Origin of the sequence: Janibacter endophyticus (genome assembly GCF_016888335.1) — a bacterium.
Lineage (GTDB): Bacteria > Actinomycetota > Actinomycetes > Actinomycetales > Dermatophilaceae > Marihabitans > Marihabitans endophyticum.
Map to the genome: position 1 here is coordinate 22,894 of NZ_JAFEJG010000004.1, position 26,872 is coordinate 49,765.

General features: G+C 69.7%; 29 protein-coding genes. 3 read left to right on the forward strand and 26 right to left on the reverse strand.

Translation table 11 applies throughout. The features are described 5' to 3' along the window. Positions 1-16: 16 nt before the first annotated feature. From JNO54_RS00105 to JNO54_RS15085, 25 genes are all read right to left on the reverse strand, one after another. Entirely contained in the window at positions 17-652 is a 636-nt protein-coding gene (locus JNO54_RS00105) for a hypothetical protein (RefSeq protein WP_204142055.1), read from the reverse strand. A gap of 2 nt (positions 653-654) precedes the next feature. Further along, positions 655-2,115, reverse strand: coding sequence for a type IV secretory system conjugative DNA transfer family protein (locus JNO54_RS00110; protein ID WP_204142056.1), 1,461 nt, complete (start codon positions 2,113-2,115; stop codon positions 655-657). Further along, positions 2,112-2,564, reverse strand: a complete 453-nt coding sequence (locus JNO54_RS00115; RefSeq protein WP_204142057.1) for a hypothetical protein — start codon at positions 2,562-2,564, stop codon at positions 2,112-2,114. The genes JNO54_RS00110 and JNO54_RS00115 overlap by 4 nt, the downstream gene beginning before the upstream one ends. Before the next feature lie 48 nt (positions 2,565-2,612). Then, on the reverse strand, positions 2,613-4,178 hold the full coding sequence (locus JNO54_RS00120; RefSeq protein WP_204142058.1) for a peptidoglycan DD-metalloendopeptidase family protein: 1,566 nt from the start codon (positions 4,176-4,178) through the stop codon (positions 2,613-2,615). A 3-nt stretch (positions 4,179-4,181) separates the two neighbouring features. After that, positions 4,182-5,690: a putative type IV secretion/conjugal transfer ATPase gene (locus tag JNO54_RS00125; protein WP_204142059.1), complete on the reverse strand. Its 1,509-nt coding sequence runs from the start codon at positions 5,688-5,690 to the stop codon at positions 4,182-4,184. Beyond that, positions 5,690-7,195 (reverse strand): SCO6880 family protein, encoded by a 1,506-nt coding sequence (locus tag JNO54_RS00130; RefSeq protein WP_204142060.1) that lies wholly within the window; start codon positions 7,193-7,195, stop codon positions 5,690-5,692. The genes JNO54_RS00125 and JNO54_RS00130 overlap by 1 nt, the downstream gene beginning before the upstream one ends. 21 nt (positions 7,196-7,216) lie before the next feature. Then, positions 7,217-8,680 (reverse strand): TrbL/VirB6 family protein, encoded by a 1,464-nt coding sequence (locus tag JNO54_RS00135; protein ID WP_204142061.1) that lies wholly within the window; start codon positions 8,678-8,680, stop codon positions 7,217-7,219. Positions 8,681-8,683: 3 nt separating this feature from the next. Continuing rightward, complete coding sequence (locus JNO54_RS00140) at positions 8,684-9,214, reverse strand: hypothetical protein (RefSeq protein ID WP_204142062.1); 531 nt, start codon at positions 9,212-9,214, stop codon at positions 8,684-8,686. A 287-nt stretch (positions 9,215-9,501) separates the two neighbouring features. Next, the gene (locus tag JNO54_RS00145; protein WP_233703125.1) at positions 9,502-9,765 is read right to left on the reverse strand and encodes a hypothetical protein; all 264 of its coding nucleotides are present in this window, start codon (positions 9,763-9,765) and stop codon (positions 9,502-9,504) included. Between the two features lie 39 nt (positions 9,766-9,804). After that, positions 9,805-10,626 carry a hypothetical protein gene (locus JNO54_RS00150; protein ID WP_204142064.1) on the reverse strand — a complete coding sequence of 274 codons (822 nt, stop codon included), beginning with the start codon at positions 10,624-10,626 and terminating at the stop codon, positions 9,805-9,807. Beyond that, positions 10,623-10,826, reverse strand: a complete 204-nt coding sequence (locus tag JNO54_RS00155; RefSeq protein WP_204142065.1) for a hypothetical protein — start codon at positions 10,824-10,826, stop codon at positions 10,623-10,625. Before JNO54_RS00155 ends, JNO54_RS00150 begins: the two co-directional genes overlap by 4 nt. A gap of 42 nt (positions 10,827-10,868) precedes the next feature. Continuing rightward, positions 10,869-11,669 (reverse strand): hypothetical protein, encoded by an 801-nt coding sequence (locus tag JNO54_RS00160; RefSeq protein ID WP_204142066.1) that lies wholly within the window; start codon positions 11,667-11,669, stop codon positions 10,869-10,871. A 301-nt stretch (positions 11,670-11,970) separates the two neighbouring features. Beyond that, the gene (locus tag JNO54_RS00165; protein ID WP_204142067.1) at positions 11,971-12,426 is read right to left on the reverse strand and encodes a hypothetical protein; all 456 of its coding nucleotides are present in this window, start codon (positions 12,424-12,426) and stop codon (positions 11,971-11,973) included. Between the two features lie 383 nt (positions 12,427-12,809). Beyond that, a complete protein-coding gene (locus JNO54_RS00170; protein ID WP_204142068.1) occupies positions 12,810-13,355 on the reverse strand; it encodes a hypothetical protein in 546 nt (181 codons plus the stop codon). Continuing rightward, a complete protein-coding gene (locus tag JNO54_RS00175; RefSeq protein ID WP_204142069.1) occupies positions 13,352-16,498 on the reverse strand; it encodes a LysM peptidoglycan-binding domain-containing protein in 3,147 nt (1,048 codons plus the stop codon). Before JNO54_RS00175 ends, JNO54_RS00170 begins: the two co-directional genes overlap by 4 nt. A gap of 5 nt (positions 16,499-16,503) precedes the next feature. Continuing rightward, positions 16,504-16,869: a hypothetical protein gene (locus tag JNO54_RS00180; RefSeq protein WP_204142070.1), complete on the reverse strand. Its 366-nt coding sequence runs from the start codon at positions 16,867-16,869 to the stop codon at positions 16,504-16,506. Between the two features lie 47 nt (positions 16,870-16,916). After that, a complete protein-coding gene (locus JNO54_RS00185) occupies positions 16,917-17,339 on the reverse strand; it encodes a TadE/TadG family type IV pilus assembly protein (RefSeq protein WP_204142071.1) in 423 nt (140 codons plus the stop codon). Next, a complete protein-coding gene (locus tag JNO54_RS00190) occupies positions 17,336-17,737 on the reverse strand; it encodes a TadE/TadG family type IV pilus assembly protein (RefSeq protein ID WP_267911222.1) in 402 nt (133 codons plus the stop codon). Before JNO54_RS00190 ends, JNO54_RS00185 begins: the two co-directional genes overlap by 4 nt. Then, the gene (locus JNO54_RS00195; protein WP_204142073.1) at positions 17,737-17,964 is read right to left on the reverse strand and encodes a hypothetical protein; all 228 of its coding nucleotides are present in this window, start codon (positions 17,962-17,964) and stop codon (positions 17,737-17,739) included. Before JNO54_RS00195 ends, JNO54_RS00190 begins: the two co-directional genes overlap by 1 nt. Before the next feature lie 44 nt (positions 17,965-18,008). Beyond that, positions 18,009-18,878 carry a type II secretion system F family protein gene (locus tag JNO54_RS00200; RefSeq protein WP_204142074.1) on the reverse strand — a complete coding sequence of 290 codons (870 nt, stop codon included), beginning with the start codon at positions 18,876-18,878 and terminating at the stop codon, positions 18,009-18,011. Then, positions 18,875-19,735 carry a type II secretion system F family protein gene (locus tag JNO54_RS00205; RefSeq protein ID WP_204142075.1) on the reverse strand — a complete coding sequence of 287 codons (861 nt, stop codon included), beginning with the start codon at positions 19,733-19,735 and terminating at the stop codon, positions 18,875-18,877. The genes JNO54_RS00200 and JNO54_RS00205 overlap by 4 nt, the downstream gene beginning before the upstream one ends. Further along, the gene (locus JNO54_RS00210) at positions 19,732-21,213 is read right to left on the reverse strand and encodes a TadA family conjugal transfer-associated ATPase (protein ID WP_204142076.1); all 1,482 of its coding nucleotides are present in this window, start codon (positions 21,211-21,213) and stop codon (positions 19,732-19,734) included. The genes JNO54_RS00205 and JNO54_RS00210 overlap by 4 nt, the downstream gene beginning before the upstream one ends. Continuing rightward, positions 21,210-21,884 carry a CpaE/TadZ family protein gene (locus JNO54_RS00215; RefSeq protein ID WP_204142077.1) on the reverse strand — a complete coding sequence of 225 codons (675 nt, stop codon included), beginning with the start codon at positions 21,882-21,884 and terminating at the stop codon, positions 21,210-21,212. Before JNO54_RS00215 ends, JNO54_RS00210 begins: the two co-directional genes overlap by 4 nt. A 59-nt stretch (positions 21,885-21,943) precedes the next feature. Next, positions 21,944-22,489 (reverse strand): SAF domain-containing protein, encoded by a 546-nt coding sequence (locus JNO54_RS00220; RefSeq protein WP_307818235.1) that lies wholly within the window; start codon positions 22,487-22,489, stop codon positions 21,944-21,946. Between the two features lie 350 nt (positions 22,490-22,839). Further along, positions 22,840-23,274, reverse strand: a complete 435-nt coding sequence (locus JNO54_RS15085; protein WP_204142079.1) for a helix-turn-helix domain-containing protein — start codon at positions 23,272-23,274, stop codon at positions 22,840-22,842. A gap of 167 nt (positions 23,275-23,441) precedes the next feature. Between JNO54_RS15085 and JNO54_RS00230 the strand changes: the two genes are divergently transcribed. Then, the gene (locus tag JNO54_RS00230) at positions 23,442-23,639 is read left to right on the forward strand and encodes a helix-turn-helix domain-containing protein (RefSeq protein ID WP_204142080.1); all 198 of its coding nucleotides are present in this window, start codon (positions 23,442-23,444) and stop codon (positions 23,637-23,639) included. A 187-nt stretch (positions 23,640-23,826) separates the two neighbouring features. On the opposite strand, the gene JNO54_RS00235 is transcribed toward JNO54_RS00230, so the two are convergent. Further along, positions 23,827-25,020 carry a site-specific integrase gene (locus JNO54_RS00235; RefSeq protein ID WP_233703129.1) on the reverse strand — a complete coding sequence of 398 codons (1,194 nt, stop codon included), beginning with the start codon at positions 25,018-25,020 and terminating at the stop codon, positions 23,827-23,829. A gap of 574 nt (positions 25,021-25,594) precedes the next feature. On the opposite strand from JNO54_RS00235, the gene JNO54_RS00240 reads away from it, so the two are divergent. Together JNO54_RS00240 and JNO54_RS00245 are read left to right on the forward strand one after the other, a co-directional pair. Then, a complete protein-coding gene (locus tag JNO54_RS00240) occupies positions 25,595-26,038 on the forward strand; it encodes a hypothetical protein (RefSeq protein WP_204142082.1) in 444 nt (147 codons plus the stop codon). Next, entirely contained in the window at positions 26,035-26,814 is a 780-nt protein-coding gene (locus tag JNO54_RS00245) for a hypothetical protein (protein WP_204142083.1), read from the forward strand. The genes JNO54_RS00240 and JNO54_RS00245 overlap by 4 nt, the downstream gene beginning before the upstream one ends. Positions 26,815-26,872 lie beyond the last annotated feature (58 nt).

Here is a 26,872-nt window from a genome sequence, read left to right on the forward strand (position 1 = left end):
GACTGGTCAAAGCCGTTTAGTCGTGGACCTCTCCGGTCTCGCGGTCGACGAGCTGGAGTCGTGGCCCGGTGCTGAGCGGCTCTGGGCCTGTGGACCTGCGGGTGGCTTCGTCTTGGAGGTAGAGCCGTTCTCGTCGGTGGCGCTGCTCATCGCTGACGTGCCTGGTGTGGCGGGCACGGCCGGGCCATTCCTGGTGGCGTTCTTCGCAGTGGCTCTTGAGTCGGAGTTTCATGCGGTCGACGAAGGCTGGCAGGGCGTAGCGGTGCCACTCCTCGAGCGCGTCGCTGGTCAGGGCTTTGCCGGCTCGTCTGCGTTGGTCGGCCAGGACGGCGATCTCGTGGACAAGGTGGGGGTGGAGGGGCCAGCACAGGGGGACGACGGCTCCGACGTCCCAGGTGTGCTCGTGGTTGAGCCAGGACACGAACGCCTCCAGCCAGGCCCACAGTTCTCGCCGTTGGCGGGGTTCCTTGACGCTAGCGGGGTCCCAGGGTCGGGGCAGGGCTTCGAGCGAGCCGAGGACTGCCTTCTGCTCTGCGGTCCCGTGCTGGGCCAAGTGGAGTTCACGGTATGCGTGCTCGATGCGTTGGCCTGGGTCGGGGAAGTCCAGGACGAGCGGGGAGGGCGAAGGGGGTTGGCGGCTGGGGTCGGTCATGGTCAGATCCACTCGTGCCCGGTGGGCGCGTCGGCGGTGAGTCCGTGGCGTCTTGCGTGCACGAGCGCGGCGGTGGCGCGGGCCTCGGGGGTGACGACCATGCGCCGCCCGGCGGCGAGGTGGTCGCGCAGGTTCTTCTGCTCTGCAAGGAGGGCTTTGCCTGCCTTGCCGTCGATGCTGCGGTGCACCCGGGCGATGATCGCCTTGCTGTTCTCGGCGATGACCAGCGCAGTGCGTTCCTTCAGCTGGCGCAGCTCGGCCCCGGTGAGGATGGGGATGTCCTCGCCGGAGTAGGTCCGTCCGTCCGTCTTTCCGGTCTGCCAGTTCTTGCGGGAGACGCGCGTGTTGCCCAGGAGGTCGGAGATCTCCTGGTTGAAGTTCTTGTCCTTGCTGCCGCCAAAGACGACGAGGTTGTTGGTGAGCTGGATCAGCGCGCCGGCTCCTTGCTCTCCGAAGATCGAGGTCAGCTGGGAGCGGGTCTGTGCGGCCCAGATGAAGGAGAGTCCGAGGGCTCTCTCGTTAGCCATGCGGGTGCGCAGGGTCGGCAGTGGAGCGGTGGATGGGAGCTCGTCGAGGCAGGCGAGCATCGGGGGGCAGAGCCGGCCCCAGGGTGAGTTGTTGGCTGCGGCCAGGGCGGTGTCGAGGACGTGCTCGGTGACCGCGGTCATCAGAGGTGAGGCTGAGGCGTAGGGGTCCTCTCGTCCGAGGAGGTAGATCGTGCCGCCGCGGCGGATGATCTCGGCGATGTCGGTCGCGGCCCGGCCGGGTCCGGGCACGCAGCGTTTCCGGATCGGCTCCTGGAAGAAGAGGCTCATGGCCTGCTGGACGCTAGTGACGGTGTTGCCTGCGGTTCGGTCGTCGCCGTTGAGGGCTCCGTGGAGGAGCCCGTGCCAGAAGGGGGCCGCGTGCGGGTGCTCGCGCAGAATCTCTGCTGGCTCGGTGGAGCTGAGGGGGTTGGCCACCCACCGCAGGACGTCCTCGAGGGTGCGGCCGGTCAGTGCGGCGGCGTGGAAGTAGGCCTGGAGCACCTTGGCGGCCTCTGCGGCGTAGAAGCGCGCGGCAGAGTCTTCGTGACCACCTTCCTGGGCGCCTTTGATGGTGCCCGCGGTGAAGGCCTTGGCGCGACGCTCGGCGACCATCGAGTCCACGCAGCCCTCGATCGGGTCCCATACGAGCTCGGGCAGGCCTTCGGCCAGGCCGAAGGGGTCGAGCACGACGCAGGGCCGCTCGTCCTGCGATCGGGCGGTGAACGTCAGCAGCAGGTCGTCGACCTTGGTCAGGGTCACCAGGGCCGCGCCGGGCGCACCGAGCAGGGCCGGGACCAGGGCGTCGAGGGTCTTGCCGCTGCCCTGGGGCCCGATCACCCCGGCGGTGCGGTCCCAGGGGATCCAGAGCTGCCCGCGGCGTGGGTGCTCGCCGGTGCCGAGGTTCCATCCGACGGCGCGGGGGTCGAACTTCCTCATCTGTCTGCCTTTCCGTAGAGGTCGGGTCGCACGACGGGGGCGACCTTGCGCAGCCGCCCAAGGCCGAGGAGCTGGTCGAGCTCGCCTCGGGTGGCGACTCCTTCGACTCGGCCCGGTCCCCAGCGCTGCCACGCGATGCGCGACCCCCACGCGATGAGCAGCAGGTTGAGGGTCTGGACGACGAGGACGCAAAGCCACAGCAACCCTGCGCCGGCCACGCGCCCTGGGCGCGGCTGGAGCCCTGCCGCGGCATCGCCCGCCAGGAGCCCGGGGACCCCGGTCAGGAGCGCCTCACGGGGAGTGAGGGTCAGGCCTGCCCCGGCGAGAAGGTTGGCCAGGGCGCGCCCGGCGTGGACGCCGAGCAGCAGCAGGAGCAGGACACCCAGGACGATCCCGACGGGGATCTCCCAGGTGAGCGGGTACGGGTTGGTGCGTCGTGAACGCTGCATGCGTCTCTCCCTTCCACCTCCGAAAGCCGCGAGGTCGGCGGTGAGCGTTCAGGCCTTGGTGGTGGGCTTGTCGGAGACGTTGCCGACGCGCCATATCTCGAAGAGCGGCTTGGTCTCGGCCTTGCCGGCGTAGGAGAAGTGCCCGACTCCGCGGGAGGACGAGCTGGCCTCGACGGTGGTCTGCTTGGCCGGGTCCCACACGATCGCGACGTGTCCGATCAGCGAGGGCCCTCGGTAGGAGTCGTAGAAGATCAGATCGCCGGGCCTTTCCTGCCCTGGCTGGACTCGGTAGCCGTTGCCCTTAGCGAGCCAGTCCCGCTGGTCCTGCGCGGTTCTGGGCATGCTCACGCCGATCCGGGCGAACGCAGCCTGGGTGAAGGAGGAGCAGTCCCAGGCGTCGGGGCCGTTGGCTCCCATGCGGTAGGAGTCTCCGTCCTGGCTGGCCGCCCAGGTCAGGACCTGCTGGGTGCGCGAGTCGGAGAGCGGCGGCAGGTCGGGGTTGCCCTCGCCGGTCGCGGTGCAGCTCTGCCCTCCCCCGAGCACCTGACCACCGCCGTAGGCCTGGGCGTAGTAGAGGACGTCGTTGACGTACCAGTCGGCGTGGTTGTAGGCCCACAGCGCCTCGCGCACCCCGGCCTCGCCGCCTGTCACGCCGGACTTCACGAGGTAGTTCGCGGCCGAGAAGACGCTGTCGGCGTCGTTGTGGATGTCGGCTCGACCATCGCCGTCTCCGTCGACGCCCATGGAGGCGAAGGTGGCTGGCATGAACTGCATGAGCCCCTGGGCGCCGGCCGAGGAGGTGGCGGTGTTGCGTCCGTGGTTGGTCTCTTCCATCCCGATCCCGGCGAGCAGGGTCCAGGGGATCTTGTACCGCTTGGCGGCCGCGACGTAGAGCGTCTTGATGCTGGCCGGGATGCTCTGCGGCTTGTTCTGCAGGGACGCCTGTCGTGGCGTGCCGGGGGCTGGGAGGTCGAAGGGGGCCACGCCTCCCTCGGCAACTCCCGCGGGCACCGCCTCGGCGCTGGTCGCCTTGCTCGGTGCGACGGCCTTGCCGTTCAGCGGTGCGCCCCGCTCGAGCATCCAGGCCGCCGGGTCGACGGGCGAGCCGTTGACGCGGATCTCGAAGTGGAGGTGGTTGCCGGTGCTGGTCCCGGTGGTCCCTTCCATCCCCAGCCGGGCGCCCGCCGCGACGGCCTGGCCCTTGGTGACGTCGAGGTTGGCCAGGTGCGCGTACCGGCTGACCACGCCGCCGGCGTGCTCGACGTCGACGACGTTGCCGTAGCCGCCCATGACCCCTGAGAACGCGACTCTCCCGTCACCGACAGAGACCACCGGGCCGGGGCCGGGCAGGGAGACCAGGTCTTGCCCGGAGTGCATCCGCCACTGCTGGTAGATCGGGTGGAACTCGTTGCCGAACCCGCGGGCGCTGACCGCGTAGGCCTGCTGGAACGGTGGCCGCCACTGCCCCGTGGCCGGGATGACCCCTTCGCACTCGACGGCCCGCAGCTCCTCGGCGGCCGCGGGCGCGCTGACCGCGGCGACCATGAGCATCAGCCCCAGGGGTACGCCCACGAAGACCATCAGCGGCACGAGGAGGAGAGCGACCTTCTTCATGGCTCAGGCGGCGCCCTTGATGGCCTCGTTGGTGTACGTCAGGTCCTGCTCGACGGGGTGCAGGACCGTCTGCACCTTGTAGTTCTGGTCGCCGACGCACCACAGCGCCCGACCCTTGCCCTGCATGGCCCATCGGGTGACGACGTCGCGCGAGAGCGGGCCCAGGCCGAGCATCTTCTCCAGCTCCTCCGCGACGCCGAGGTCCTGCCCGTGGAGGATCTTGATGTCGGCCAGGTGCAGGAGGTCCTTGGCGATCGCCACCGCCTGGGAGCCGGTGTCTCCGGCGCTGAGCATGTCGGAGGGCTTGTGCGCCACCGCGAACTGGATGTCGCCGCTGCTGCGAGAGAGGCGAAGGTCGGCGTCGAAGGACTTGACCGCCTCGGGCCCGAGCCGCAGCTGCTTCCACGACTCGTCGCGCACGACGATGCGCACATCACCCGGCGCGCTCATCTCGCGCATCCCCCTGCCCCACGAGTTCAGGCAGGTCAGGGCGACCCCGACGGCCTCATCACCCAGGGGTTCGAGCCGGGACAGGCTCAGGGACTGGATCGGAGCGGACCAGTCGACGTCGATGGTGGTGTGGTCGTCGAAGAGGCCGGCCAGGGCTCCCTTGACCAGCTGAGCCAGCGCGTCACGCAGGAGCCGGGTGTCGTCGAGGAACTGACGCTCACCGGAGTACCGGCAGTCCCGGATCAGCTCGTCGGTGGGGTCGTTCAGCGCGGCCCACAGCTCGGGGATGGTCGTCTCGCGCAGCCGCGAGCTGCCCTTGGAGTAGCCGGTCAGATAGCCCAGCGCGGCCTGCACGACGGTCTCCTCGGTGGGACCGAAGGGGACGTGCCGCTCTCCGATGCGCTGGGAGCCGACCAGACCCCGAACCAGCGTCAGCCAGCGCGCGAAGACGATCGCGGCACGGGCCTGCGCCTGGTCGGCGGGCAGCTTCTCCCAATCGCTGAGCAGCGGCCCGAACGAGAGGGGGTTGATCCGGGTGGACAGCCCTTGGCCGATGACGAAGGGCTCGACGCCGAAGAAGCGGCACAGGGCCTCGTACTCGTCCTTGGGGTCGCCGATCACCAGGACCCGGTAACCAAAGTCCATCATCCGCAGGCAGAAAGCCTTGGTCGTCGCGGACTTGCCGCGGCCGGGCTTGCCGAAGCTGAAGATATTCGGGTTGGTCACCGAGATCTCGTCGTTGAGGACCCACCCCAGCGGGTCGGCGAAGAACGAGCCACCGGAGAGGACGTCGATGCCCATCTGCGCCCCGGTCGGGGGCAGACCAGGGCTGGAGATGAACGGCCAGTACACGGGGGCCTGGTCTGAGGTCATCCGCCACGTCGAGACTGGCGCCGAGGCTGGCGCCCACCCGCGTCCGCGGGCGCGCACTCCGCGTCGGGGGGCGTGGCGGAAGAGCCGGCCCTCCTTGATCGCTTCCGGCGCCGCGGGCACCGCGGGAAGGTCGTGGCCGAAGTCGGCCAGGAGGCGGGACATGTCGCGGCCTTGGACCTTGCTGCTCATCAGTTGGCCTTTCGGGTCAGGGAGACGCCCAGGGGGACGTTGGTGGCGGCGAAGGCCACGTCCTGGGCGAGGTCGAGACGAAGGGGGGCGAACCCGGCGCGACGGATCGAGGCGTCGAGGTTGCGGCCGAAACCGGCCACTCGTTGGGTCTTGGGCACGGTGACGGTGCAGACCGCGTAGGGCCGGGTCAGTGCGTTGCCTCGGGCGATCTTGGCGTCGAGTCCGCGGACCTTCTCGGCCTCGGCGCGGGAGCTGGCCCGCTGCTTGCGCCGGGCCCGGTTGTTCAGCTCCTCACCGATGTCGGCTGCCCACTCGCTGGTGGCACTCTGCCGCTGGGCTGCTGCCTGGGACAGGATCGGGTAGGCGACCGTGAAGCTGCGGCGCTCTCCGGGCTCGGTGGGCGTCAGGACACCCGCCAGGGAGCCCATCAACGCCCCCTTGGCGGGGAGCTTGATCGTCGAGGAGATCGAGTTCCAGGCGTCGTGGCTGTAGTGCCGGGCGACAGGGTCGGCGCCGGAGGGGCCGGCCATGGCCCACGGGACCTCGGCGTTGACCTCCGGGTTGGACTCCTTCTCGGCGAGGGCGTCGATGATCGTGGCCCGGTCCCCCGGCGCGAACCCTGTGCGGCAGGCCAGCGCCAGCTCGGGGCTGGTCAGCCAGTTCACGCTCGTCATGCCCATGCCTCCGCGCAGCTGGGCCTCGAGCTCGCCCGCGAGGCTGTAGAGCACCCTGGCCCGGCCGTCGAGGCCACCGCCTGACTCCTTGGCGTCTCGGGCGAGCCGGCCCTCGGGGACGACGAAGGTCACGAAGGCCTCGCTGCGCACGCTGGCCCGGGTGAGGTTGGCCTGGATCTCGTCGTTGATCCTGCGGGCGACGGAGGGTCCGTCTGCTCGGCGGTGCCGGGCGATCCACTGGTTGCGTTCGGCCCCGTCCTCGGGGACGGTCCGAACCAGGAAGAGGATCTCGTCGATCATCTCGGTGCGGGCTGCGAGGTCGATCAGCTCGCTCAGCCCATGGCCGTGACGCTCTCTGACCTCGGCCTCGGAGAGCCCGATGCCGGGGTGAACGATGGCTGCGGTCAACGCCCAGGTACGGGCACGGTGGTCCTGGATGATGGCGATCCGAGAGAACGTCGCGCCCTGAGGCGGGCCGTCGTGGATTGTCACCCCTTGGAGCACCCCCGGCAGGTCCGGCTCGTCGAGGTTGTCGGTCTTGCCGCTCGTCGCCTTCGCGCGGAAGCTCGTCCAGCCGGTCAGCCCACCGAACGCGAAGGTCAGTGCGGCGTGCAGCCAGCCCACCGCGGACCGCCCCCGCACGGGGGTCAGGGTCAGCGCGCTGACGGCCAGCCAGAGGACGCCGAACAGGGCGACCGAACGCCACGCGCCGACACTGACCGCTCCCGCGATGGGCAGGAAGGTCAGCGCGACCACGCTCACCTGCCAGCCGGAGAAGCCGAAGATGAAGCCCAGACGAGCTCGTGAGTAGTCCGAGTAGATGGTGGCCATGTCGTGGGTTCCTTATCTGTCTTAGACCACGGGGGGCGGGGTCGCGCCCCCACCTGCGGCAGCGGCTCCACCGCCCCCACCGGTCGTGGGTGCCGCTGACGGCATCGAAGGCGCAGGGGGCGTGGGCATCGGGGGTGTCGGCGAGCCGCTCTGTCCCTGGTCGGCGTCCGGCGAGGAAGGACCGGAGCCGTTGACGGCGGGGTTGCCGTCCTCCTTCGAGGAGCCGCCGGCCCGCCGTGAGGGCGAGCTGAAGTCGGGGACGTACTGGTTGTGCCCGACGCCCATCTGGTTGGACAGGTCGGCACCGATGGTCGCGGCCTTGTTCCCGAGATTGCTTGCGAAACCCAGCCCGGTCGCTGCGGCCTGACCGACGGGGCCCGCTGCCGCGCCGATCTTGCCCAAGAGGCCAGTGGGTCCTCCGCCGCTGTCGCCGCCGCTGCTGCCGCTGTCGCCGCTGCTGCTGCTGAAACGTCCCGCGGTCGCGTCCTCTGCGGAGGACTCGCCCTGGGAGCGGCCCTGGCCGTCGCTGGCTGCTGCTGCCGAGGTGGTGCTCCCGGACTGGCTGCCGCCGAGGAGGCCACCGATCCCGCCCTGTGCGGCCATGCCTGCTCGCATGGCTGCCCCGGAGGTCGTGCCGGGATCGGTGAAGGCCAGGAGCTTGAAGAGGGCCAGCGGGCAGAAGCACGCCATGAGGATGAGCAGTACACCGGGGATGGCGGTCCCGATGGACTTCTGAAGGTCGTCGGTCAGTCCCGTTGTGGCTCCCGCGGTGAGCTGGACCCCGATGCCCAGGACCAGCACCATCAGTACCGGCGTCAGCGCGGCAGCGTGGAACCACCGGAAGGACTTCCAGAACCAGCTGCGGCCGAACTCCGTGCTCAGACCTGCCGCTGAGATCGGGGTGGTGGCAGCAAGGATGATCAGCGCCCCAGCCCTGGTGAGCATGACCAGGATGTGACCGATCGCCGCGAGGACCATCATCAGCCCGAGGATGGCCAGCACCGTGGCGATCGTCCCGTCGGTGACGTCCTTGGGTGAGAGCTGGGTGCCCAGCGGCTCGAACTGCACCCACTTGTTGATGTGCAGCAGGCGGTGCATCAAGGCCTTGGTCAGGCCGCCGCAGGCGGCGATGACGGTCGCGCCGTAGGCGAGCCATCCGACCCAGATCATGATGAACTGCCCCGTGCCGATGAGGACCTGCGCGAAGTTCTTCCCGTCGCGCCGGAAGGCCGAGATCCCGAGCTGGGCCAGGGTGAGGATGAGCATGAGCGTGACGGCGATCCAGAAGGTGCTCTCGTAGACCTCTCGGCCCGGCCCGCCCTCGCTGATGTCAGGCGTGGTGAAGAAGTCGACGATGCTCAGGGCGACCTTGAGCAGCCACATGCCGGCGTTGAAGATGCCCAGGCAGGCTGCCGTCCAGGCGTCGGCTGCGACCTTGCCCGCGGCGGTGCCGAGGTAGTCGAAGGGGTTGGGCAGCGGGATCATGGCTCAGCGCCCTGCCTGATCGTCGATCCAGGTACGCCATCCGGCCTCGTGGGCCAGATCGGTGCCGGGCCAGGTGGAGGGAGCCGGGGCCGGCTCGGGGCCGGGCGCGATCATCCAGCGGTCATGCGCCCACTGCATGCGTTCGCAGTGTCCGTAGGCGATGCGGGACTGCGTGGCGACCACGGCCTGCACATCGACCAGGACGCAGGCCAGGACCCAATCGGGGCCGTCGGTTCCCTTGACCTGGCCAGCCAGGGGTCGTGCCGTCACCGAGACCGTGGGCGCCTTGGCCTGACCCTGCTGGCCAGAGCTGGACAGGAAGGCCGCGACGTTCTTCGTCATGCGCCACTGCGATGCCGGGGGCGCCCCCGGCATGGACCACTGCTGGTGCACCACATGGGTGTGGTCGATGGACATTCCCTGCAAGACGGCGGTCACGATCGTCGAGAGCTGACCGACGGCACCCGCGGGCGTCTTGGGGAACCCTGTCGGGATCTCCGCGGGTCCGGCCTTCGTCGGCGCGGGCACAGTCATGCTCTCTCCGGGCGTGGTCGAGGGCTCTCCCTCTCGCGCGTCCTCCGGGGCGGCCTGGAGCATGGGCGCGGCCGCGATCTGGTCGCGGTGCTCCTCTCCTCGCGCGGAGGCCACAGGGGCGGACGGGTCGATGTCGTCTCCCGCCGCGTCAGCGGGCTGGAGGGCGTAGTGAACCGCGAACCCCAGGCCGGCCAGGATCAGGAGAGCAGCAGCAACGCCGCCGGCCAGGACGGCCAGCAGTCGCCGCCGGCTCCAGGCCTGGGCGTTGGTCTCTGCTCCCCCAGCCATCAGACGCAGCCAGACCCGGTCATCGACTCGAGGATCCCCGGAAGGATGAGGTAGCCGATCACCGCGACGAAGACGACGACGAGGGAGACGACGCCGGCCTTGCTCGCGTGGGGCATCGCGAAGACGCGACCGGCGACCACGGCACCGACGCCGATGATGAGGCCGAGGATGAACAGCAGGCCCATTCCCCACAGCACGTAGCCCATGAGCTGGTCGGCGTGTGCCTGCGCCCCGGGCGGGGCGACCGGACAGACCGTCGGCATGGACAGGACCTTGGTGGCGATTGCGGACTTCATTGGTTGCTACCCCTTCGTGGTGGTATTCCCGGCTCCCGTGAGCCGGAGCAGGTGGGACGCCGCACTGATCAGCGGTGTCGGGATCGCACGGCCGGTCAGACCGTTCAGGGCGAGGTCTGCGTCGTGCGGGAGGTCGACGAGCAGCCCGTCGGCGTCGAGGCGGCGCGTGAGGGCGCCCATGGAGGCCTGGAGGACCCGCGGCCACTTCTTCCAGCGCGGGCCGATGACGGCCGCGATCACGGTGGGTCCGTCTTCGAGCAGCGTCAGAGCGCCTTCCAGACGGCGCATCGCAGGGACGGTGGCGCGGCTGACGACGACGACGGCGGGCGCGGAGAGGATCTGGTCGCTGAGCCAGGACGGTGAGGAGAGGACGACGGACAGGTCCCAGGCGACGTCCAGCACGGTCAGCTCGCAGCCGGCCGGGGGTTCTGCCGGGAGGGTGACCTGGTCGGGGCTGGTGAAGACCTCAGAGGCTCGCTCGACGAGCACGCTGCCTCTCGTGCCTCGAGACCATCCGTCGGGCGTCTGCCCGAGCTCGGCGGTGGGGGCTGCCGAGAGGCCGGATGAGGTGACGGAGCAGCACTCGGTGACGCGGCTGGTCTCGGCGGCGGTGGCGATCGCCAGGGCCGTCGTGGTCGCTCCTGCTCCGCCGGAGCAGGAGATGACCGGCACGACCGGCTGGTCGCTCTCCCAGGTGCTCGCCGAGTCTCGACGGGCCCCCACGAGGCTGTGCGAGGAGGTGTCTCGGCGGAAGGTCCCAGCCTTGACCGCCTGGAAGGCCCGCTGCAGCTCTTCGACGCTGACGGGTCGGTGGGTCGCGGTGCTCACGCGCACCTCACCTCGGTGGCATCTCGCTGGGCGAGGACACGGCGCACTGTCGACGGGTCGAACTCTTCGAGCTGGGCCTTGGCCTCCTGCACAGCACGCAGGTTCGCCATGCAGGTGCCCAGGTCGAGCAGTGCCTGGTGCTCGTTCATGGCTACCTCCACCAGTCGTTCGATCTCTGCCAGATCAGTCACGGTCTTCACCTCGCTGTCCCCCAAAGCCGGTCACGTGTGCGTGGGCGTTCATCACGCGGGGATTCGATCCACGCCGCGGGCCTCTCGTATGGCACTCACGCAGCGACGGGTGTGCCGGCGGATCGTCAGAGCAGAGACCCCGCGGCCTTCGGCGACCTCGGCCGAGACTGTGTTCCCGAGCAGTCCCCCGCTCCCCCGGCCGCCGCCGGTGCCGTGCCGATCTGCCGCCTCGGCGACATCGACGAGGAAGGCCCGGTCCGCCTCGGTGATGACCCCACGGCGGCAGGCCCAATCGAGCAGCGACCGCAGCTCGGCCTCAGGGCTGGGTCCGGCATCGCCCGGCAGTTGGTCGCACAGGTCCTGGATCTCGTGAGAATCCACGACGGTGCTTCGACCCCAGGTGGCTCCCGAGGCGGCACCCAGCCCGAGATCGCGCATCACGGACTTGCGCGCGTTCATGAGGATGTTCGCGGCTACCCGCCGGCCGCGTTGCCAAGGGAAGGTCCGGGCCTCCACCCACAGTGCAGCGGCCAGGAGCTCATCGACCTGGGGAGCGATCGGGTCCAGGCTCGCGGCGACCGTGATGGCCCCCGGCAGGAGGAGCCAGGTCAACGCGCCCGTGGCGGCCACGTCGTCTGCCCCCTCGGGCGAGGACAGCTCCGCCAGTGCCAGGAGAACCTCGTCGGCACGGCACCGGTCGGGCTGGTCGGCCAGCCAGGCCGGAAGGTCGTCGAGAGCCTCGACCACCTGGAGCGCGGGGTGCTCGCTCTGCCACTTTCCCCACCGGTCACGAGCCAGGGCCAGCACCTCGTTGTCGGGGTGGTTCAGCCCGAGCTGGGTTGCGACGCTCATCTCGAGTTCCTTCCGTCGTGTGGACACGGAAGGAAGTTCTCGATGGGCCGTACCGGGAAGCGTTCCCCCAGCACCGCCGACCCGTCCCTCACACCGGGAACGGGCGCGTTCTCCCCCGGAAAATAGGGGGAAACGCGCCCGTTCCCTGCGTTCCCCAACTCGCCCCTTGCGGGGCCTTGCGAGTCAGCCGTGAGCAGGCTTCAACGAAGTACCCGCGCACGGGAAGGGCGCCTTCTCCCTAGTTGGGAGAAGGCGCCCTTTCCGGGTCGAGTCGGCGTCCGCTGCGGAGCCGGAACGGGGGTTATCCCTCGACGATCGACTGCCCCTCGACGACCGTGAAGGACCACGGAGTCGTGCTCGTCACCGTGCCGAAGTCGCCGGCCTGGCCACCGCTGGCGGTCCAGGTCGCGTGCCAGTCAATCGAGATCGTGGCGTTGACGTCGCCGGCCTTCTTGTAGATGTGGTGGCACCCGCCGGGAGCCTCCGCGAAGGGGTCGGTTCCCTGGGTCCAGGCCCGACCGGGGCCAGTGCAGGTCACGTCCGGGGACCCGTCGCCCGGGCTCAGGCGAAGCCTGGTCGGCTCGAGGTTGACCTCAACCCACATACCGGCACCGCTCTCGCGGTCGCTCACGGCCTGCCACGAGGACTCATCGACCCAGAACCACGTCGTCGCGTTGACCGCCGTGTAGGGACGGCCATCCGCCAACGCCACCCCCGCAGGGCCACCCTGCGGCGCGGCCGGCTTCGGGATCGCCACCTTCGCCATGATCCGCACCGCAGCCTCGCCAGGCGTCTCAGGGGCAGGACCCCCCTCCCCCTCGACGGGCACGGCGGTGACCTGGCACGCGGCAGGAACCTGACCAGTCAGAGACGAGATGCCCGCACACGCTGCCGCGAACCCCCTCTGTCGTGCCCGGGCCTCAGCCTTCTGCTCCTCCGTCAGGACGACCGGCCTCGGAGCTGCGGAACCCGCACCACTTCCACCCCGGCTCGGCGGCGTCGAAGGCGACCCGCCCTTCCCCTTCGACCCGCCATTCCCCGGCTTCTCAATGTCCTGGGTGCAGAACAGCGGCGTACAGATGAGAGGAACGGCAGCCGTGGCGGTGCTCACCCCCGCGGCCAAGCCAAAGGCTGCGATGCTCAGGACTGCTGCTCTGCGGTGCATGTGCCCTTCTCCGTCCATGAGTCGATGAGCCAGGTCTCGCCCTCATCAGGCGTGGTGAGCGTGTACTGGATGAGGGTCTTGGCGCCCTTCTCCAGCGGCTTGCCCTGCTGGTCCCCGGTGATGTCGTTGCCGTCCTTGTCGAATGCCTGAATATTGCGCTCGACGCAGGCCTCCACCGTGGTCTGCTCCTCACCCACGTCGGGCTTCTCATAGCGCCCAGGTTTCGTCCAAAGGACCTCATTCTTCCCCTTGGTCGTGATGCCCTGTTCCTTCATCTGGGCCTCGGCCTCATCCGTCTGCTTGAGGAGCGACTCCGAGTAGGCAGCTGCGAGAGCCTCCCGATCACCGGGGTCTAGTTCCGCCCCTCGAACCACGGTCTCCTCGGCTGTTTCGAGGTATTGCGCGGTGGGGGGTGCGCTGATCGTGAAGTCCGGGGGTGTGGGCTCGTCGCTGCTGTTGCATCCCGCGGCCAGGGCGGTGGCCGCGAGGAGCAGCGCGGCGGCTGCGGGTCGATTTCTCATGAGGCCTCCTTGGCCCATTCACGGTCTCGCACGATCCTGTCAGTGCGTTCGGACAAATCAACTGGAAGCGCGTCGTCGCTGCTTTCGAGGACGCTCTGGCGGAGCTGACCAGCGGCGTTTCCGTGGCCGGTGGCGCTCATCGCGGCGACGAGGTCGAGGCGAGCGATCTCTTCGTGCGGGACTGCCGCCATGACCGCTTCGGCGGTGGCCAGGGCGGTGGGACCGTCGTTGGTGGCGATGGCGTGGTTGATGACGATGTGCGCGACGTCGGTGACCGCGCACACCATCTGCTGGTCGGGGCGGTCTCCTTCGGCCAGCCAGGACCAGCCACCTGCACGGAGCTGGTCGAAGGGGGGTCCTTCGACCAGGGCGAGAGCGGCCTTGAGGTCCTCGAGCCCGTGCTCGCCGCGGGCCTGCCCGCGGGCACGCAGCCGGCGGAAGAGGTCGACGTCGACCAGGACGTCATCGACCTGGTACACGCCGACGCCGCGGATCTTTGCGGCGCGCGAGTCCTTGGCGTTGGGCAGGTGCGGCTTCCCGCTGCGGGGGTTGGTGCCAAGCCAGTCACGGAGCGACTTGATGCTCGACCGGACACGGCCGTCGGAGATGCCGAACGCCTCGCGGACCTCGGCCATGGTTGCGCCCTGCGGACGCAGAGCGAGGTATGCCAGGAGCTCGGTGAGGTAGGCACGGGAGTCTTCAAGCACTGCCCGCGCGTCGCCGCCGACTCGCGCCGTGACGGGACCGAGGAGCGAGAGCCGCGGCAGGTCGCAGTCCGGGGAGTGCCACCGCTCGAGGTCCTCGTCCAGGTCGGGGTCACGGTCCTCGAGGTCCTGGCGAACAGACTCGGTGACGCGCGGGGCGATCCTTTCGACGTCCTCGACGGTGGTGGCGGTCTGCGCGATCCACTCATCCTCGTCGGGGGGCAGGAGGCTGCTGGATGCCTCCGCGGCGTCGTGGTCCTGACGGGGCTGGGTGTACTCCTCGCGCAGCGCGCCGGAGGCGTCGGTCATGGAGCGCCAGTCCTCGTCGGCGTCGCTGGATGCAGCCAGGGGCATCGGCTCGTCATGCTGCGCGCGTCCCTGGTCGAGGAGCTGGACGATGCCGTGCGCTTCGTCGATCGGAAGGGCGCAGGCGGTCAGCCGCAGCCCGGTCTGAGGCATGAAGAGGTGCCCGTCCGCGGTGACTTCGATGGTCGTGGCCAGGTCGTCCTGCGGGTCGTGCGCAGAGAGGCTGACCACGGATGCCCCGGCTCGCCCGACGGAGGTGGCGACGGTCTGCGCGGCCTGGGCCACGGCGGGGTCGTCGTCGCAGGCCACGAGCAGGGCGCAGGAGGTCCACAGGTCATCCCCGGTCTGGTTGGCTCGCGCGTCCGCGACGGTGGTTCCCTCATCGGCGCAACGGTCGATGGTGCCGACGGCGTGAGCGGTGAGGTCCTGGGCGGCGTGAGCGGCCTGCTCGTGGACGTGGATGCGCCCCGGATCGATGGCAGCGATCTCGGAGGCGACACCAACAAGGTCCATCCGAACGCTCTGGGACCAGTCGTTCACGGCCAGCTCCGCGGCCATGTACCGGATCAGGTCGGCGCTGTTGTCCGCGTCTCCGGTGATCGTCACGGCTCCGAGCTCTTCGAGGTTGAGCAGCCAGACCTGCCCACGCGCGCCGGTGCCGACGGTGACCAGTGCCGGCAGCGGGGGCTCGCCCTCGGGCACGGTCTGGTCCGTGCCGGGGCTGTCGTGAACCCACCGTGTCGCTTCGCCGGTCCACGGGGTCGGCAGGTCAGCCGGTTCGCTCAGGTGGACGATCACCTCGGACCCGTCGAGCTCGACGGCGGCCACCGGGGGGAACGGCCGGTCCTGGTCGGCGCATGTTGCTGCGAGGGAACGCAGCGCCTGGTCCATGGATTCGAGGGTCGCCAGGGCGTCAGTCCCGGCGGCGCGCACGCCTCGCTCGATCGGGACGAGCTCGGTGGCGGGGATGGGTGCTGCGCGGCCGGGGCGTCGGTGGCGTCGCTGAGCGGTGCGGCGGCGACGAAGGAGGGTCAGGGCGCCGGCCGCGAGGACTGCACCCCCACCGGCGAACGCGGCAATGCCAGCGATCTGATCCAGGGGAACGTCGGCCGTCGAGTCCTCGCTCGTGGTCTCTGCCGGTACCGGCGCGACGGGGCTGGGGGGCGCGGTGGGCGCGGCTTCGGGAACGACCGGCGTGGGCTTCTCGGTGACCTCGGGGCCGACAGCCTCTCCCCCGCTGCTGGCAGCGTCCTGCTCGGCAGCGGCGTGAATCGCTGCGCCACCTTCACGGACGGCGTCCGCGGCCTCCTTTGCCTGCGTTCCCGTCGTCGGGGTGCCCTTTCCCTGCGTCTGCGCGATGGGGACGACGATGGTCTCTCCGACATGGATCAGGTCGGGATCGGTGATCTGTGGGTTGGCCTCGGCCAGCGCCATCCAGGTGGTGTCGTGCTCGGCGGCGATCTCGGCCAGAGTGTCCCCCGCCTCGACCGTAACGGGGGTGGGTCCGTGGCCGGGCAGGAGGAGCTGCTGGCCGGGCGTGATCGTGTACGGCTGCGACAAGCCGTTGAGAGCGGCGATCTCGCGGTATCGCGTCGGGTCGCCGAGCTCCCTGTCCGCGATACTCCACAGCGTCTCGTGGCGCTTGACGGTCACCCCACGGTCGGCGGCCTGGTCGGGCGAGGCGACCTCGGTCGTCTTGGCCTCTGCTGCGGGGGCTGCCTCGACGGCCGGGGTGGCCTCCTGGGCCACGACGAGGGACTGCGCGGGCGGTGCGGCGGTAGCAGTCATCGTGCTCGCGCCCATGGCGATGACCGCGCCGACCAGCGCGGCCGCGGGGCGTCCCGCCGGCCCCTTGGGGACCGCGAGGCGGATGCCGCGTGCTGCCGCGACCGCCTCGACGAGGACGGAGTAGGTGAACGCGGCCCACAGCACGGCGGCGGCGACGATCAGGACAGCGACGAGCACCTGCCCGGTCTCGTCACGGCTGGTCAGGGCGGCGGTGATCTGCTCGAGGGTCGGGAGCTGGTCGGGCAGCACCCCCGAGAGCAGCAGCAGCGCCGGGGCGCCGACGATGAGCAGGAGGATCGTGGCCAGGGCCAGAAGGCCCTTGACCAGGCTCGCAGCGCGGTTCATCTCGCTCACTCTCCTGTCTCGACGCCGATGTTGAGCCGGGCGACGGCGGTCCGGGTGATCGTCCAGCCCCGTCCAGTCCACGGCCCTTGCCCGGACTTCCTCGCGGTGACGGTGATCTCGCCCGGTCCGGTGACGGTGACCGTGCCGGTTGCGTCGGAGTTGGTCAGGCAGGTCTGCGCGGCCCGGATCGCGTTCTCCATATCAGCGCTGGAGGCGCGAGAACGCGGGTCGATGGCCCCGGTCGCGCACCGGGCGCTCTCGTTGGCGACAATGTCGGTCCGCGTGGTGGTGCGCACCTTGGCCCCGACGTCGACGACCAGAGCTCCGGCGATGAGCAGACCCGCGGCGACGACCGCGATCCAGACCGTCACCGACCCCTCGTCATCCCTGGCCCTGGCCAGGAGGGCTCGAAGCGTTCTCACTGTCCCCTCCACACGTCGACGGGGCTAGTCGCCGTCGCAGAGATCGTGCGGCTTCCTGGCAGGCCAGGCATCCCGATGTCGGAGAGAGCGACATCGCAGGTGACGCGAACGGTCACGCTGGCGGGTCGACCCGACCAGTTGCTGGTGTCGGTACTCACGCTCGGCCCGCCCTCAGTGCATGTGAGTCCCTGGTTCGCCAGGTCGGTCGCGGCGACCCGCTGCGCGGCGATGGTCGCCTCGCCGGGGGTACGGGCCAGGCTCGCGGCCCGGGCTGCGGAGCCGCCCACGGACTCGGCCGCGTTGGAGGCGACCATGATCCGGCCGCCCATGATGACCACCGACAGCGCCAGGAGCAGCGCCGGGGCGAGGATGGCCAGCTCGAGGGTGGCCGACCCGTCGTCGTTCGTGAGGCGTCTCACGGCTGGGTCCACCTCTCGATCTCGGCTGTTGCTGACTGCTCGACGCGCGTGGGAACTCCCGGGATCGGGAGGACCCGGTTGACCTCACGGGTCACGGTCACGGTGACGGTGGTGGCGGAGCGTTCGGCCCTGACGCTGTTCCCGCCGTCGGAGACCTGACCGAGGTAGTCCCGTGCAGCTGACGCCGCGGCCTCGGGCGAGGCGCCTTGGACGCTTCCCGTGCGCGCCCCTGCGGCGGCCGCGCCTTGCGCTTCGGTGCGGGCGGTGAACCAGAACGCGGTCTGGATGATCCCGAAGATCACCAGGATCGCCACCGGGGCGAGGATGGCCCACTCCACCGACAGGTTGGCACGCTCGGACCGCACGGTCCGAGCGAGTCTGCGGTGGAGTGGGGTCATCACTCGATGCCCTCCGAGCGGGACTCGAAGGCGCCGGTGAGCTTCACGACGAGCAGGCCGGCGATGAGGATGACGACCGCGGCGATGATCGCGGCCTCGATGCTCATGATGCCTTCGTCGTTCTTCGCGCGGGCCTCGAGACGCTCACGGGCGTCGAGCGAGGTCACGTAGAGCAACGCGGCCATGCCGAGCATGACGCTGGTGATGGTGGTGACGTAGTGCTTCATGGTCTTGCTTCCCTTCGTTTCGTTGGTGTTAGCGATCGGTGAGTTCAGATGGCCATGAGGGCCGGGATGAAGTAGAGGGCGATGAACGCGGCCGCGATCAGGGAGATCGGGATGGTCAGCTGCTCGGAGACGGCCCCTGCTCGGCGGTGCTGCTCGGCGAGCTTGGCCGCGCGCAGAGAGCGGGCCTCGGCCAGGAGCGACTTGAACACGGCGGCTCCCGAGTCCGCGGAGGACTTCACCACGCGGGCCATGTTGGAGAGCTCCTCGACCCCGATCCGCTGCCCGATGGCGTCCAGCGCGTCCCAGGGTGGGGTCCCGGCGAGCTCGGCTCGCACGATCTCGCGGTGCAGGAGCCGGAAGGACCAGGCATCCGAGACTCGCGCCGCGGCCTCCAGCGCCTCGACCGGGGATCCGCGTGAGATCCGCTCCAGAGCGACGAGGCTGGTGAAGGTGGTCAGCGCGGCGGTGAACTGCGCGCGGGCGCGATCGGCGCGGGCACTGAGCTGGCGGCTCGGGTAGCGCCAGCCCAGCAGGGCCAGGAGCAGCGCGATGGCCGCGGGGAAGAACCAGTCGGTGGCCTCCCCACCCAGCCAGAGGATGCCGTTGTAGAGCGGAAGGACGCTCAGCCCGAGCAGCGCGCCGATGATCTTGCGGGCGGCGAGCTGGTCGCGGTCGATCGCCAGCAGCGCCAGGTCCTGCTCGGCGACCCCGAGGTAGTTCCTTGCGGGGTCGGTGAGGAAGCGTGGCAGGAAGGACGGTGCGGTGCTGGCCTGCACGGTGGTGCTCTCGCCGTTGAGCTGCTCGAGGACCTTGTCCAGGGCCGGCGGGGTGGGCCGGGCCAGGGCCAGGAGCGCTCCCCCGGCGCCAGCCACGGCGACGCCGGTACCGATGACGAGCATGTAGAGCGGGTTCATGAGGGCTGCTCCCCTGCCGTCTCGCCCAGGAGCCTGTCGCGCGGGATGGGGTCGAGGGCCTGCTGGACCCACACGGCCGCGCCGACGAAGACGCTGAGAATCAGAGCGAGGACGACCTGGCCGGAGGCGCTGTCGTAGTAGGCCAGGATCGAGCCTCCGACCCACTTCGCGCCGATCCACATCACCACCGCGATGGTGAGCAGGATGCGCACGACCACGACCTGGCGGTGACGTTCGGCGTCGACCGCTCTCTCGTTCTCGATCTGGGTGTCGACGGTCTCGGCGAGCTGGTCCAGGAGGCTGGGCAGGCCGCTGCCGCCCTGCCGCTCCCGGATGAGCAGCGCCATGACGATCTCGTCGCTGATCGGGTCGTCGAGCTCGTCGGCGAAGGCGCGCAGTGCCGGGTCGGCGCCCTGGGGCCCGATCCGGGAGGCCAGCCGCTGAGCCTGGGGGCGGATCAGGACGGGGCTGGTGTCGGCGGTACGGATCAGCGCGTCCCGCAGCGAGGTCACGCCGCCGGAACGCATGAGGTCGGCCAGTCGTCGAGTCCACGCCGCCAGGGAGGCCAGTCGCTCGTTGCGGATCTGCGTCTCCGTGCGCTGGAGGAACAGGTTGGGCACGAGGAGCACCATGGTTCCGAACGCCAGTCCGAGCACCGGCCAGGAGGTCAGCAGCCAGGCCAGGACGCCGACACCGAGAGCCAAGGCGTGGCGTCGTTCGAAGCGGGTCTGACCACGCGCACCGGCCTGCCCGGCGCTGCCGAAGACGTCGACGCCGCGCAGGATCGCCACGGCAAGACCGGCAGCGGCCAGGGCCACGGCGACGCCGGCGACCACGAGGAACGTCGCGGGGGTCACGACAGGTCCCCCCACTCGGGCCAGTCGCTGTTGTCGGGGTTCATCCAGTCCGGGCTCCACCCCTCGGCGACGAGCCGCTCTAGCAGCTTCCCCGTGGGGCGGCCAGCGGGCACGGCACGACCGTCCTCCCCTGCTTGGTAGAGGACCGTGTACGAGGGCAGGCCGTTGTCGCCCAAGGAGCGGTTCACGCCGTCGAAGGCGATGATCTCGCTGATGAACCGCCGGTGCCTGCGGTCACGGCGCATGAAGACGACGAGGTCGAAGTAGGCCAGGCCACGCAGTGCGTAGTCGGCGGGCAGCGGCGGGTTGACGGCACGGACCATCTGGACGACTCGGTCGAAGATGCCCTTGGCCGAGTCGGCGTGGATGGTCGCCATGACCCCGGAGACGCCGTTGCTGATCGCGTCGATCATGACGGTGACATCCGCGCCCCGGGTCTCCCCGATGATCACCCGGTCGGGGCTGTCGCGCAGGCTCTGGTACAGGTTGTCGGCCATGGTGATCGCGCCCATGCCCTCAGCGTTGGCCGGGCGGGACTCGTAGGCCTTGACCAGCGCCGGGGGGCGCATCGGGACGGGCTTTCCCTGCGCGTCGCGCACAACCTCGCCGTACTCGTCCCGGCGTGGCATGACGTGCAGGCCGAGCTCTCGGTTGTCCTCGACGGTGACGACCGCCTGATCGGTGGGGATGACTCCGCACAGGGCCCGCAGGAGGGTGGTCTTGCCCGCGCCGGGCTCGCCGCAAACGAGGATCTTCCCGGAGGCAAGGACCGCCGCCTTCAGCAGGGCGTGGAGGCCGGAGTCGATCGTTCCCCGCTCGTGCAGGTCCTCCAGGGTGATGTCGACGTGACGGTGCACGCGGATGGTGCCCACGGGGCTGGGAGTGACGTCGATGGCCGCCGAGAGCCGGCCCCCCATGAGGCCGACTGCGGGCATCCGCACGGCTAGCAACGGCTTGGACTGAGAGAGCTCGCGGCCGCTGCCGTCCTCCTGGGAGCTGGCAAGGGATGCAACCAGCTGACGCACCCGCTCGTCGCTCTCCCCCAGCGGTGGCCCCTCGACCTTGCGGCCGTCGGCCAGCCGAAGGATCGTCGGGTGGCTCCCGTTGAAGTAGATGTCCTCGACGTCCTCCCGCTCAAGGAGCGCCTCCAGCGGACCAAGACCGGACAGGGCGGCCATGACGGCGGCCTCGATGCGGTCCTCGTCGGCGTCGGTCAGCGGCGACTCGCCACGGCGGGCCCGTGCCTGACTCCAGGCGTCCAGCTCTTCGTAGAAGAGACTGCGGTGGCGCATCGGTCGCTCGCCGGGGTCCATCCCGTCGAGCACCTCGTCGTGGGCGATCCGGGTGGCGACCCGCTCACGCAGTTCGTCGACGTGGGCGTTGATCTGGTCGGCGGGCAGCGTGGAGAGGCTCGCCGCGGTGACGCTGACGCCGGGCAGCGAGGTCGGCCCGAGGGTGGGCTTGGCGGCGGTGGTCATGCGGGCACCGCCTGACGCTGCGCGACGAGCCCGTTGCAGGCTCGGATCAGGCGGGAACGCAGGAGGGAACGCTCCACGAACAGAGCGCCCTCGGTGAGCATCGCGGCGGCCTTGCGGTCGGCTGGTACGCGAACGGCGCTCTCGAACTCCAGCGCGTCCGCTACCTCCTCGGCGGTGTAGGGCCCGGAGTTGTTGACGACCAGGCGAACCCTGTTGAGGTCCCCCAGGCGCGCTCGGAGCTGGGCGAGCACCCAGCCGGCTCCGTGCACGGAGCGAGCGGTGGGCTGCACGACGAGGACGACCTGGTCGGCTCCGCTGAGCATCGACCACCCGGTCCCGTCGTGCGCGCGGCCGAGGTCGACCACGACGTCGGCTCCTTCGACGTGCTCGCACGCCGTGGCCAACCGCTCCCAGGATGAGGTCAGCGTCCCGGTCTGACTCGGGGACTGGATGCCAGCAACTACCGTCAGCGGGACCTGCTCGCTGACTGCGACCCCGAAGGAAGGCAGCTGCGCCGCGGCCTGGAGGGCGCCTGCGCGGCGGGTGGCCACGAGCCAGGGCAGCAGGCCTGAGCTGTTGTCGGCCCGACCGGGCAGCATCCCAGGGACGACGTCGCCGCCGAACGGGTCGGCGTCGATGACGACCACGGGGCGATCCGCTGCCCAGGCCATCGCAAGACTGAGGGTGGTCACTCCCGGCGCTGCCTTCCCGCCGATCACCACTGTGAGGGTCACTGGACACCCACCCGGATGATGACCGTCAGTCCGTTGTCCGAACCCAGGCGGGCCACGTCGTGACCGGCAGCCTCGGAGACCGCAACATCGACGACAGTGACGCCGGTCGCGGTATCGGGCGGGCTGACGCCGACCACGGTGGCATCGATCGCGGGCACAGTCGGCAGCTCGCCGGAGTTGTCGCGCTTGGACGGGACCAAGGACACCTGGGTGCCAGGAGCCAGGCCTCGGGGGAACTGCCCCACCTTGGCCGGGACCGGGACGATCACGTTGCCGTTGGCGACGTTGGACCCTCCCACCAGGCCGGAGTTCAGGAGCGTGCCGGCCGGTAGCGCAGACCGCGCCTGCTTGCCCACGACCTGAGAGGCGGAGGTCAGCACGGGCAGATCCGAGGAGACCTCGACACGGGTCAGGTCTGCCTCGGTGATGACCTCCCCAGCAGGCACGTCCTGCGCGATCGCCAGGGCCTGCTCGGTATCGGTCAGCTGCTGCACGCCCATGTACGCGGCCAAGGCGCCCAGGACACTGACCAGGCTGAGCACGAGCAACGTACGCCCCCGGCGCTGCGGCGGCGCAGCGAGCTGGGCGCGCGCCGCCGTGGGCTCGGGACGCTCGCCTCTGCCCTGCTGCTCGCGCCGTTGGGGCGGACGCGGAATTGCGCTCGTCGACATCTGTGCCTCCCTGCGTCCGACACGATCCGGGCGACCTCACCCATTCCCTAAGGCCTCCGGGATCACCGCGGACGATCACCCACGAATAAACTCGATGCCAAAACACTAGTGCAGTTACATCGAGTACGTCGTGTGAGAGGCATCCCCCTGTGGATATCTCCCTCACTGTGGGGTCTATGCCACCACAGGGCCCCGGCTCTCGCAGGTCGAGAAATCGAGGCTCAGGCCTGCCGAGCTTGGGAGATGGCCTCAGCCATGTCTTCGACCCTGACACCCAGCGCCGTCGCAAGCGCCTGGAGCGTGGACTCCGGAAGCGGTCGACGGGTGCGCCCGGACTCCCACCGCTGCACGGTGGAGACGGACGTATGAGCAGCCTCCGCAAGATCCCTCGGAGAAAGGCCCGCCCGCATGCGCAGCTCGCGCAGGTCCGCGGTTGCGCTCTCGCTGGGCACCAGATCTGCGACAGGCACCTCCAAAACGGAGGCAAGCCGACCGATCATGACGGCGCGCGGCCTCGTCAGACCCAGCTCCCACCGCGAGACACGCTCTCCGCCAGCGACGCCAACAAGACGGGCGAGCTCGTGCTGGGTCAGGCCTCTTCGAACTCTGGCCGCACGGAGCGCCTCCCCGTCGAACGGGACCGCATGTCTGGACATCGGACCACACCCTATGCCGCACCGCCTCGCCTCCAAGCCTGTCTCACCGATCCCCAGGCCGGCCCGTTAGTGCCCGCCTCAGGCACCTTGCGACCCTTCTTGACCTGACGTGAACGCTCGGGGCAACATCGCCGGCATTCGTGATCATGAAGCCCACATCGCAGTCCATGACCACCATCCACGAGCCGCGCCGCTACGAAAGCCTTTCCGCCGCCGCCGAACGCACTGGTCTCAGCGTCAAGACGCTCCGGCGCCGCATCGCGGAGGGCCGCCTGCCGGCCTACCGCAGCGGTCCGCGCTCTATCCGGGTCGACCCCGCCGACGTGAATCGACTCATGGTGCGAATCCCCACCGCGACCACCTGAGCCAACTCCTCATGCGTGGCCTTGAGCCTCCTGGTCGAGGCGCGGCCGGCGGTGGATGGGGTAATGATGCACCCGGCGGTATGGTCGTCGAAGAATCCCGGAACGATCCCTGGCATAGCCGCATCGTCGGGGTTCCGTCTTCGTCGCTCTGCCAAGTGCGGTTTCTAGTACTCGAGTAGGCGCGTCCTCACGTGGGCCCACCTGTACCGCCTTGGGCCATTCTCGAGAGCGCACCCGCGATCTCTGAGTCGCGGCCGCGCGCGGCGTGCTGGTAGCGCAGTGCCGCCTGGGGGGTGGAGTGGCCCAGTCTGGCCATGAGCTCCGCAAGGGTCGCTCCGGCCTGTGCAGCCAGGACCGCACCGGTGTGCCGCAGGTCATGGATGCGCAGGTCCGGTCGACCCGCCGCGTCGCGGGCGCGGTACCAGTGCCGATAAATGGTGTTGGGATGCACCTGGGCCTGCGGGTTGCCAACAGATGCGAAAACGAGCGCGTCAGGCTGCGGCTCGACGTGCTGCTCAAGGTGGTCGACCAGTGCCGGGATGAGGTGCGGTGGGATCGCCACCCCTCGGATGCCGGCCTGGCTCTTCGGCGTCCCAACGGTGACCTCGCCAGCGATACGCACGACCCCTCGACGCACCTGGACCACCTCGGCGTTGAGGTCGATGTCGTGCCGGCGCAGCTCGGTGACCTCACCGAAGCGCAGGCCACACCATGCCGCGAGCAGTACCAACGCTTGGTATCGCTCCGGCATGGTTCGGACTAGCACCTCGAGTTCGCTCAGTGATGCGGGCTCCACCCGCCGCGCTCGGGAGGTGGAACCGGCTCCGCGGACCCGGCACGGGTTGGCATCGATGATCTCGTCGGCGACCGCCGTCGCGAGGATCGCCCGGAGCAGGCTGTAAGCGTGGGATCGCTGAGTCGGGTGGTCGAGCTCGAGTTGGCTGTGCCAGACACGCACGACCGGGGGCGTGATGTCCCGCATCGACATTTGCCCGAAGGTCGGAAGGATGAATCGCTCGAGGAGCCGGCCGTACAGATACCGCGTTCGCGGCTTGAGGTCGCGGTTCTCCAACCAAAGCCGCGCGTACTCGCCGAACTCAGAGGTCGACCTCAGCACCTTCGCTCGACGAGACCGACTCGGCGTCCACTCGTCGTACTGGATGAGCCGTCTCTCGCCCGCCAGCCACGCCTCAGCGTCCGACTTGGTCTCGAAGGTCGACGGGGCTCGGTGAAATCCTTGATCCGGCCCCATGTAATAGGCCTGGTAGCGCCCGTTGGCTCGCTTCCGGATGGTCCCGAAGTCTCGCTTCGCACGTGGCACTTCCTGGCCTCCAACCGGACATCCGTGGACACAACTGGGACATAACTGGACAACATTCATGTCCACTTGTGCCCGAAACGCTCACGCGTTAGATTAGCGAAATCGCAGGCCAGACGCCCGCGATGCAGGTCAGAAAGTCTAGCCAGACGCGTCGCGTGAACGGTTCAAATCCTGTCACCCCGACCACCTGACTTAGGCCTCTGACCTGCGGAAACGCAGTCAGAGGCCTTCGTCGTTCCCTCCCATGAACGCCCGCATCCCGCAGCAATGTTGGAGTGGCTTAGCCTTTGAGCTCCTGGAGTCGCTTGCGACCTGGGTGACCGACGCCCCGGGCTGACGCACCAGATCGCCGGCCACCCAAACCGCGCCTCGGCCAAGACTGGATCTACCGTCAATGAATCTAGAAGCCGCACTGAGCGCGAGGGCGCCTGTCGGCTTGCCGGTAACCTCAGCGCACGCCCTGACATGTCGCAGCGAGGCCCGCCAGCCATCAACCCGCTGACCGAGCGCCTGACGTTCGTCGTCATGAAGGCCTCCAGCACCGTCACCTGCGGTCGCGCACTTATGCCGGGCGGCGGCCGCAGTACGATTGTTGAGGGCGCGCAATATCCAACCGTACATACTCAACGACTGCATGGAGCCGATCGACATGCACCACGCCCCGGACCCCGCCACCGTGACCAGCATGGACGAGTTGCGCGCGTTCCTTGTCGCTCTCGGCGACAACCCGGAGTCCGTCGGGTACGCCGACGACCGGGACCAGCGCCGGGGCACGGGTGAGCTGCTGATCTCCCGCGGACCGGAGGACTGCTGGGTGGTGTCCGCCTACGAACGCGACGAGATCTACGATAAGGGAGACTTCGCCAGCGAGCGCGAGGCCCTCCAGCACTTGGCCGCCCAGGCGCTCTCGCACGTGCGGCGGACGGTCCGCTTAACCGAGGCCGAGGCGGCCGAGCTCGCCGCGACCCGCGAGGCCCGTCTCCAGGCAGTCTTGGAGCGGTCCCGCCGGGCACGGGACGCGCAGGGACGCCTTGGGACCGGACGGCGGGCGCGCCGAGCGCGATGGTTCCGCCCATGAGGCGTTTCGATGAGTTCGGCGTTGTCGACGAGATCACGCTGGGCCAGATCCGCCAGCGCCTCCGGCTGACCGCCGCCGACATGGGCCCCGAGCTGGTGTCCTTCCGCGCCACGCCGGGGTGGAAGGGCACCGCCTTCGTACTCGCCCCGACCGTGCTGCTGCTCTTCCTGCCGCTGGCCCCGGACGCGACCGGCCGCTGGCTGACCGTCCTCGCAACCGTGCTCCTCTTGCTCGGCACGGGTGTGTTCTGGGTACGCGGTTGGCTGGAGAAGCACCGGGTCTGCCGCCATGGGCTCGTCCTCGGACTCCGCGGCGAGTATGCCGTGCCGTGGTCGAGCATCGATCCCGGCCGGGTGCGGCTGCTGCGCCGTGCCAACCTGGTGACGCGGCAGGGCATCCGACCCGGCCCGCTGCTGCGGCCGGGCGAGACGCTCGGTCACGCGCTGCTCGTCAACGGGCTGGACAACACTCCGCGGGGACACGAGCGGGCGGTGGTCAACGAGCGCCTGCACGCCGACGGACGAGGCGCCGACGAGCACCTCACCTGCTTCGACCGGTGGTTCCTCGCCGGCCGGCACGCGCCCGCGTTGGTCCGGGCGATGGAGGAGGCGATGGTCGCCGACGGCTACCCGGCGCAGGGAATGGCGGACGCCGTCATCGCACGGCCCGTCGTCCTCGCCTACTGGCCAAAGTTGCACCCGAGCGGAATCCCCGGCGAGCATCTCAGCCCACTACGGCGGAGCACCGATCCGGCGCTCGGCGTGAAAGCCCTCTGAGCCCTGGCTCCGCCGAGAGCAGCCCCGGCCGAGGACGTTGCTCAACCCTTCTCTCGGC

Bases quoted from the DNA above. Each gene is read 5' to 3' on its own strand.
- JNO54_RS00105 (WP_204142055.1), bottom strand. From the start codon at position 652: ATGACCGACCCCAGCCGCCAACCCCCTTCGCCCTCCCCGCTCGTCCTG.
- JNO54_RS00110 (WP_204142056.1), bottom strand. From the start codon at position 2,115: ATGAGGAAGTTCGACCCCCGCGCCGTCGGATGGAACCTCGGCACCGGC.
- JNO54_RS00115 (WP_204142057.1), bottom strand. From the start codon at position 2,564: ATGCAGCGTTCACGACGCACCAACCCGTACCCGCTCACCTGGGAGATC.
- JNO54_RS00120 (WP_204142058.1), bottom strand. From the start codon at position 4,178: ATGAAGAAGGTCGCTCTCCTCCTCGTGCCGCTGATGGTCTTCGTGGGC.
- JNO54_RS00125 (WP_204142059.1), bottom strand. From the start codon at position 5,690: ATGAGCAGCAAGGTCCAAGGCCGCGACATGTCCCGCCTCCTGGCCGAC.
- JNO54_RS00130 (WP_204142060.1), bottom strand. From the start codon at position 7,195: ATGGCCACCATCTACTCGGACTACTCACGAGCTCGTCTGGGCTTCATC.
- JNO54_RS00135 (WP_204142061.1), bottom strand. From the start codon at position 8,680: ATGATCCCGCTGCCCAACCCCTTCGACTACCTCGGCACCGCCGCGGGC.
- JNO54_RS00140 (WP_204142062.1), bottom strand. From the start codon at position 9,214: ATGACTGTGCCCGCGCCGACGAAGGCCGGACCCGCGGAGATCCCGACA.
- JNO54_RS00145 (WP_233703125.1), bottom strand. From the start codon at position 9,765: ATGCCGACGGTCTGTCCGGTCGCCCCGCCCGGGGCGCAGGCACACGCC.
- JNO54_RS00160 (WP_204142066.1), bottom strand. From the start codon at position 11,669: ATGAGCGTCGCAACCCAGCTCGGGCTGAACCACCCCGACAACGAGGTG.
- JNO54_RS00170 (WP_204142068.1), bottom strand. From the start codon at position 13,355: ATGAGAAATCGACCCGCAGCCGCCGCGCTGCTCCTCGCGGCCACCGCC.
- JNO54_RS00175 (WP_204142069.1), bottom strand. From the start codon at position 16,498: ATGAACCGCGCTGCGAGCCTGGTCAAGGGCCTTCTGGCCCTGGCCACG.
- JNO54_RS00190 (WP_267911222.1), bottom strand. From the start codon at position 17,737: ATGACCCCACTCCACCGCAGACTCGCTCGGACCGTGCGGTCCGAGCGT.
- JNO54_RS00195 (WP_204142073.1), bottom strand. From the start codon at position 17,964: ATGAAGCACTACGTCACCACCATCACCAGCGTCATGCTCGGCATGGCC.
- JNO54_RS00200 (WP_204142074.1), bottom strand. From the start codon at position 18,878: ATGAACCCGCTCTACATGCTCGTCATCGGTACCGGCGTCGCCGTGGCT.
- JNO54_RS00210 (WP_204142076.1), bottom strand. From the start codon at position 21,213: ATGACCACCGCCGCCAAGCCCACCCTCGGGCCGACCTCGCTGCCCGGC.
- JNO54_RS00215 (WP_204142077.1), bottom strand. From the start codon at position 21,884: ATGGCCTGGGCAGCGGATCGCCCCGTGGTCGTCATCGACGCCGACCCG.
- JNO54_RS15085 (WP_204142079.1), bottom strand. From the start codon at position 23,274: ATGTCCAGACATGCGGTCCCGTTCGACGGGGAGGCGCTCCGTGCGGCC.
- JNO54_RS00230 (WP_204142080.1), top strand. From the start codon at position 23,442: ATGACCACCATCCACGAGCCGCGCCGCTACGAAAGCCTTTCCGCCGCC.
- JNO54_RS00235 (WP_233703129.1), bottom strand. From the start codon at position 25,020: ATGAATGTTGTCCAGTTATGTCCCAGTTGTGTCCACGGATGTCCGGTT.
- JNO54_RS00240 (WP_204142082.1), top strand. From the start codon at position 25,595: ATGGAGCCGATCGACATGCACCACGCCCCGGACCCCGCCACCGTGACC.
- JNO54_RS00245 (WP_204142083.1), top strand. From the start codon at position 26,035: ATGAGGCGTTTCGATGAGTTCGGCGTTGTCGACGAGATCACGCTGGGC.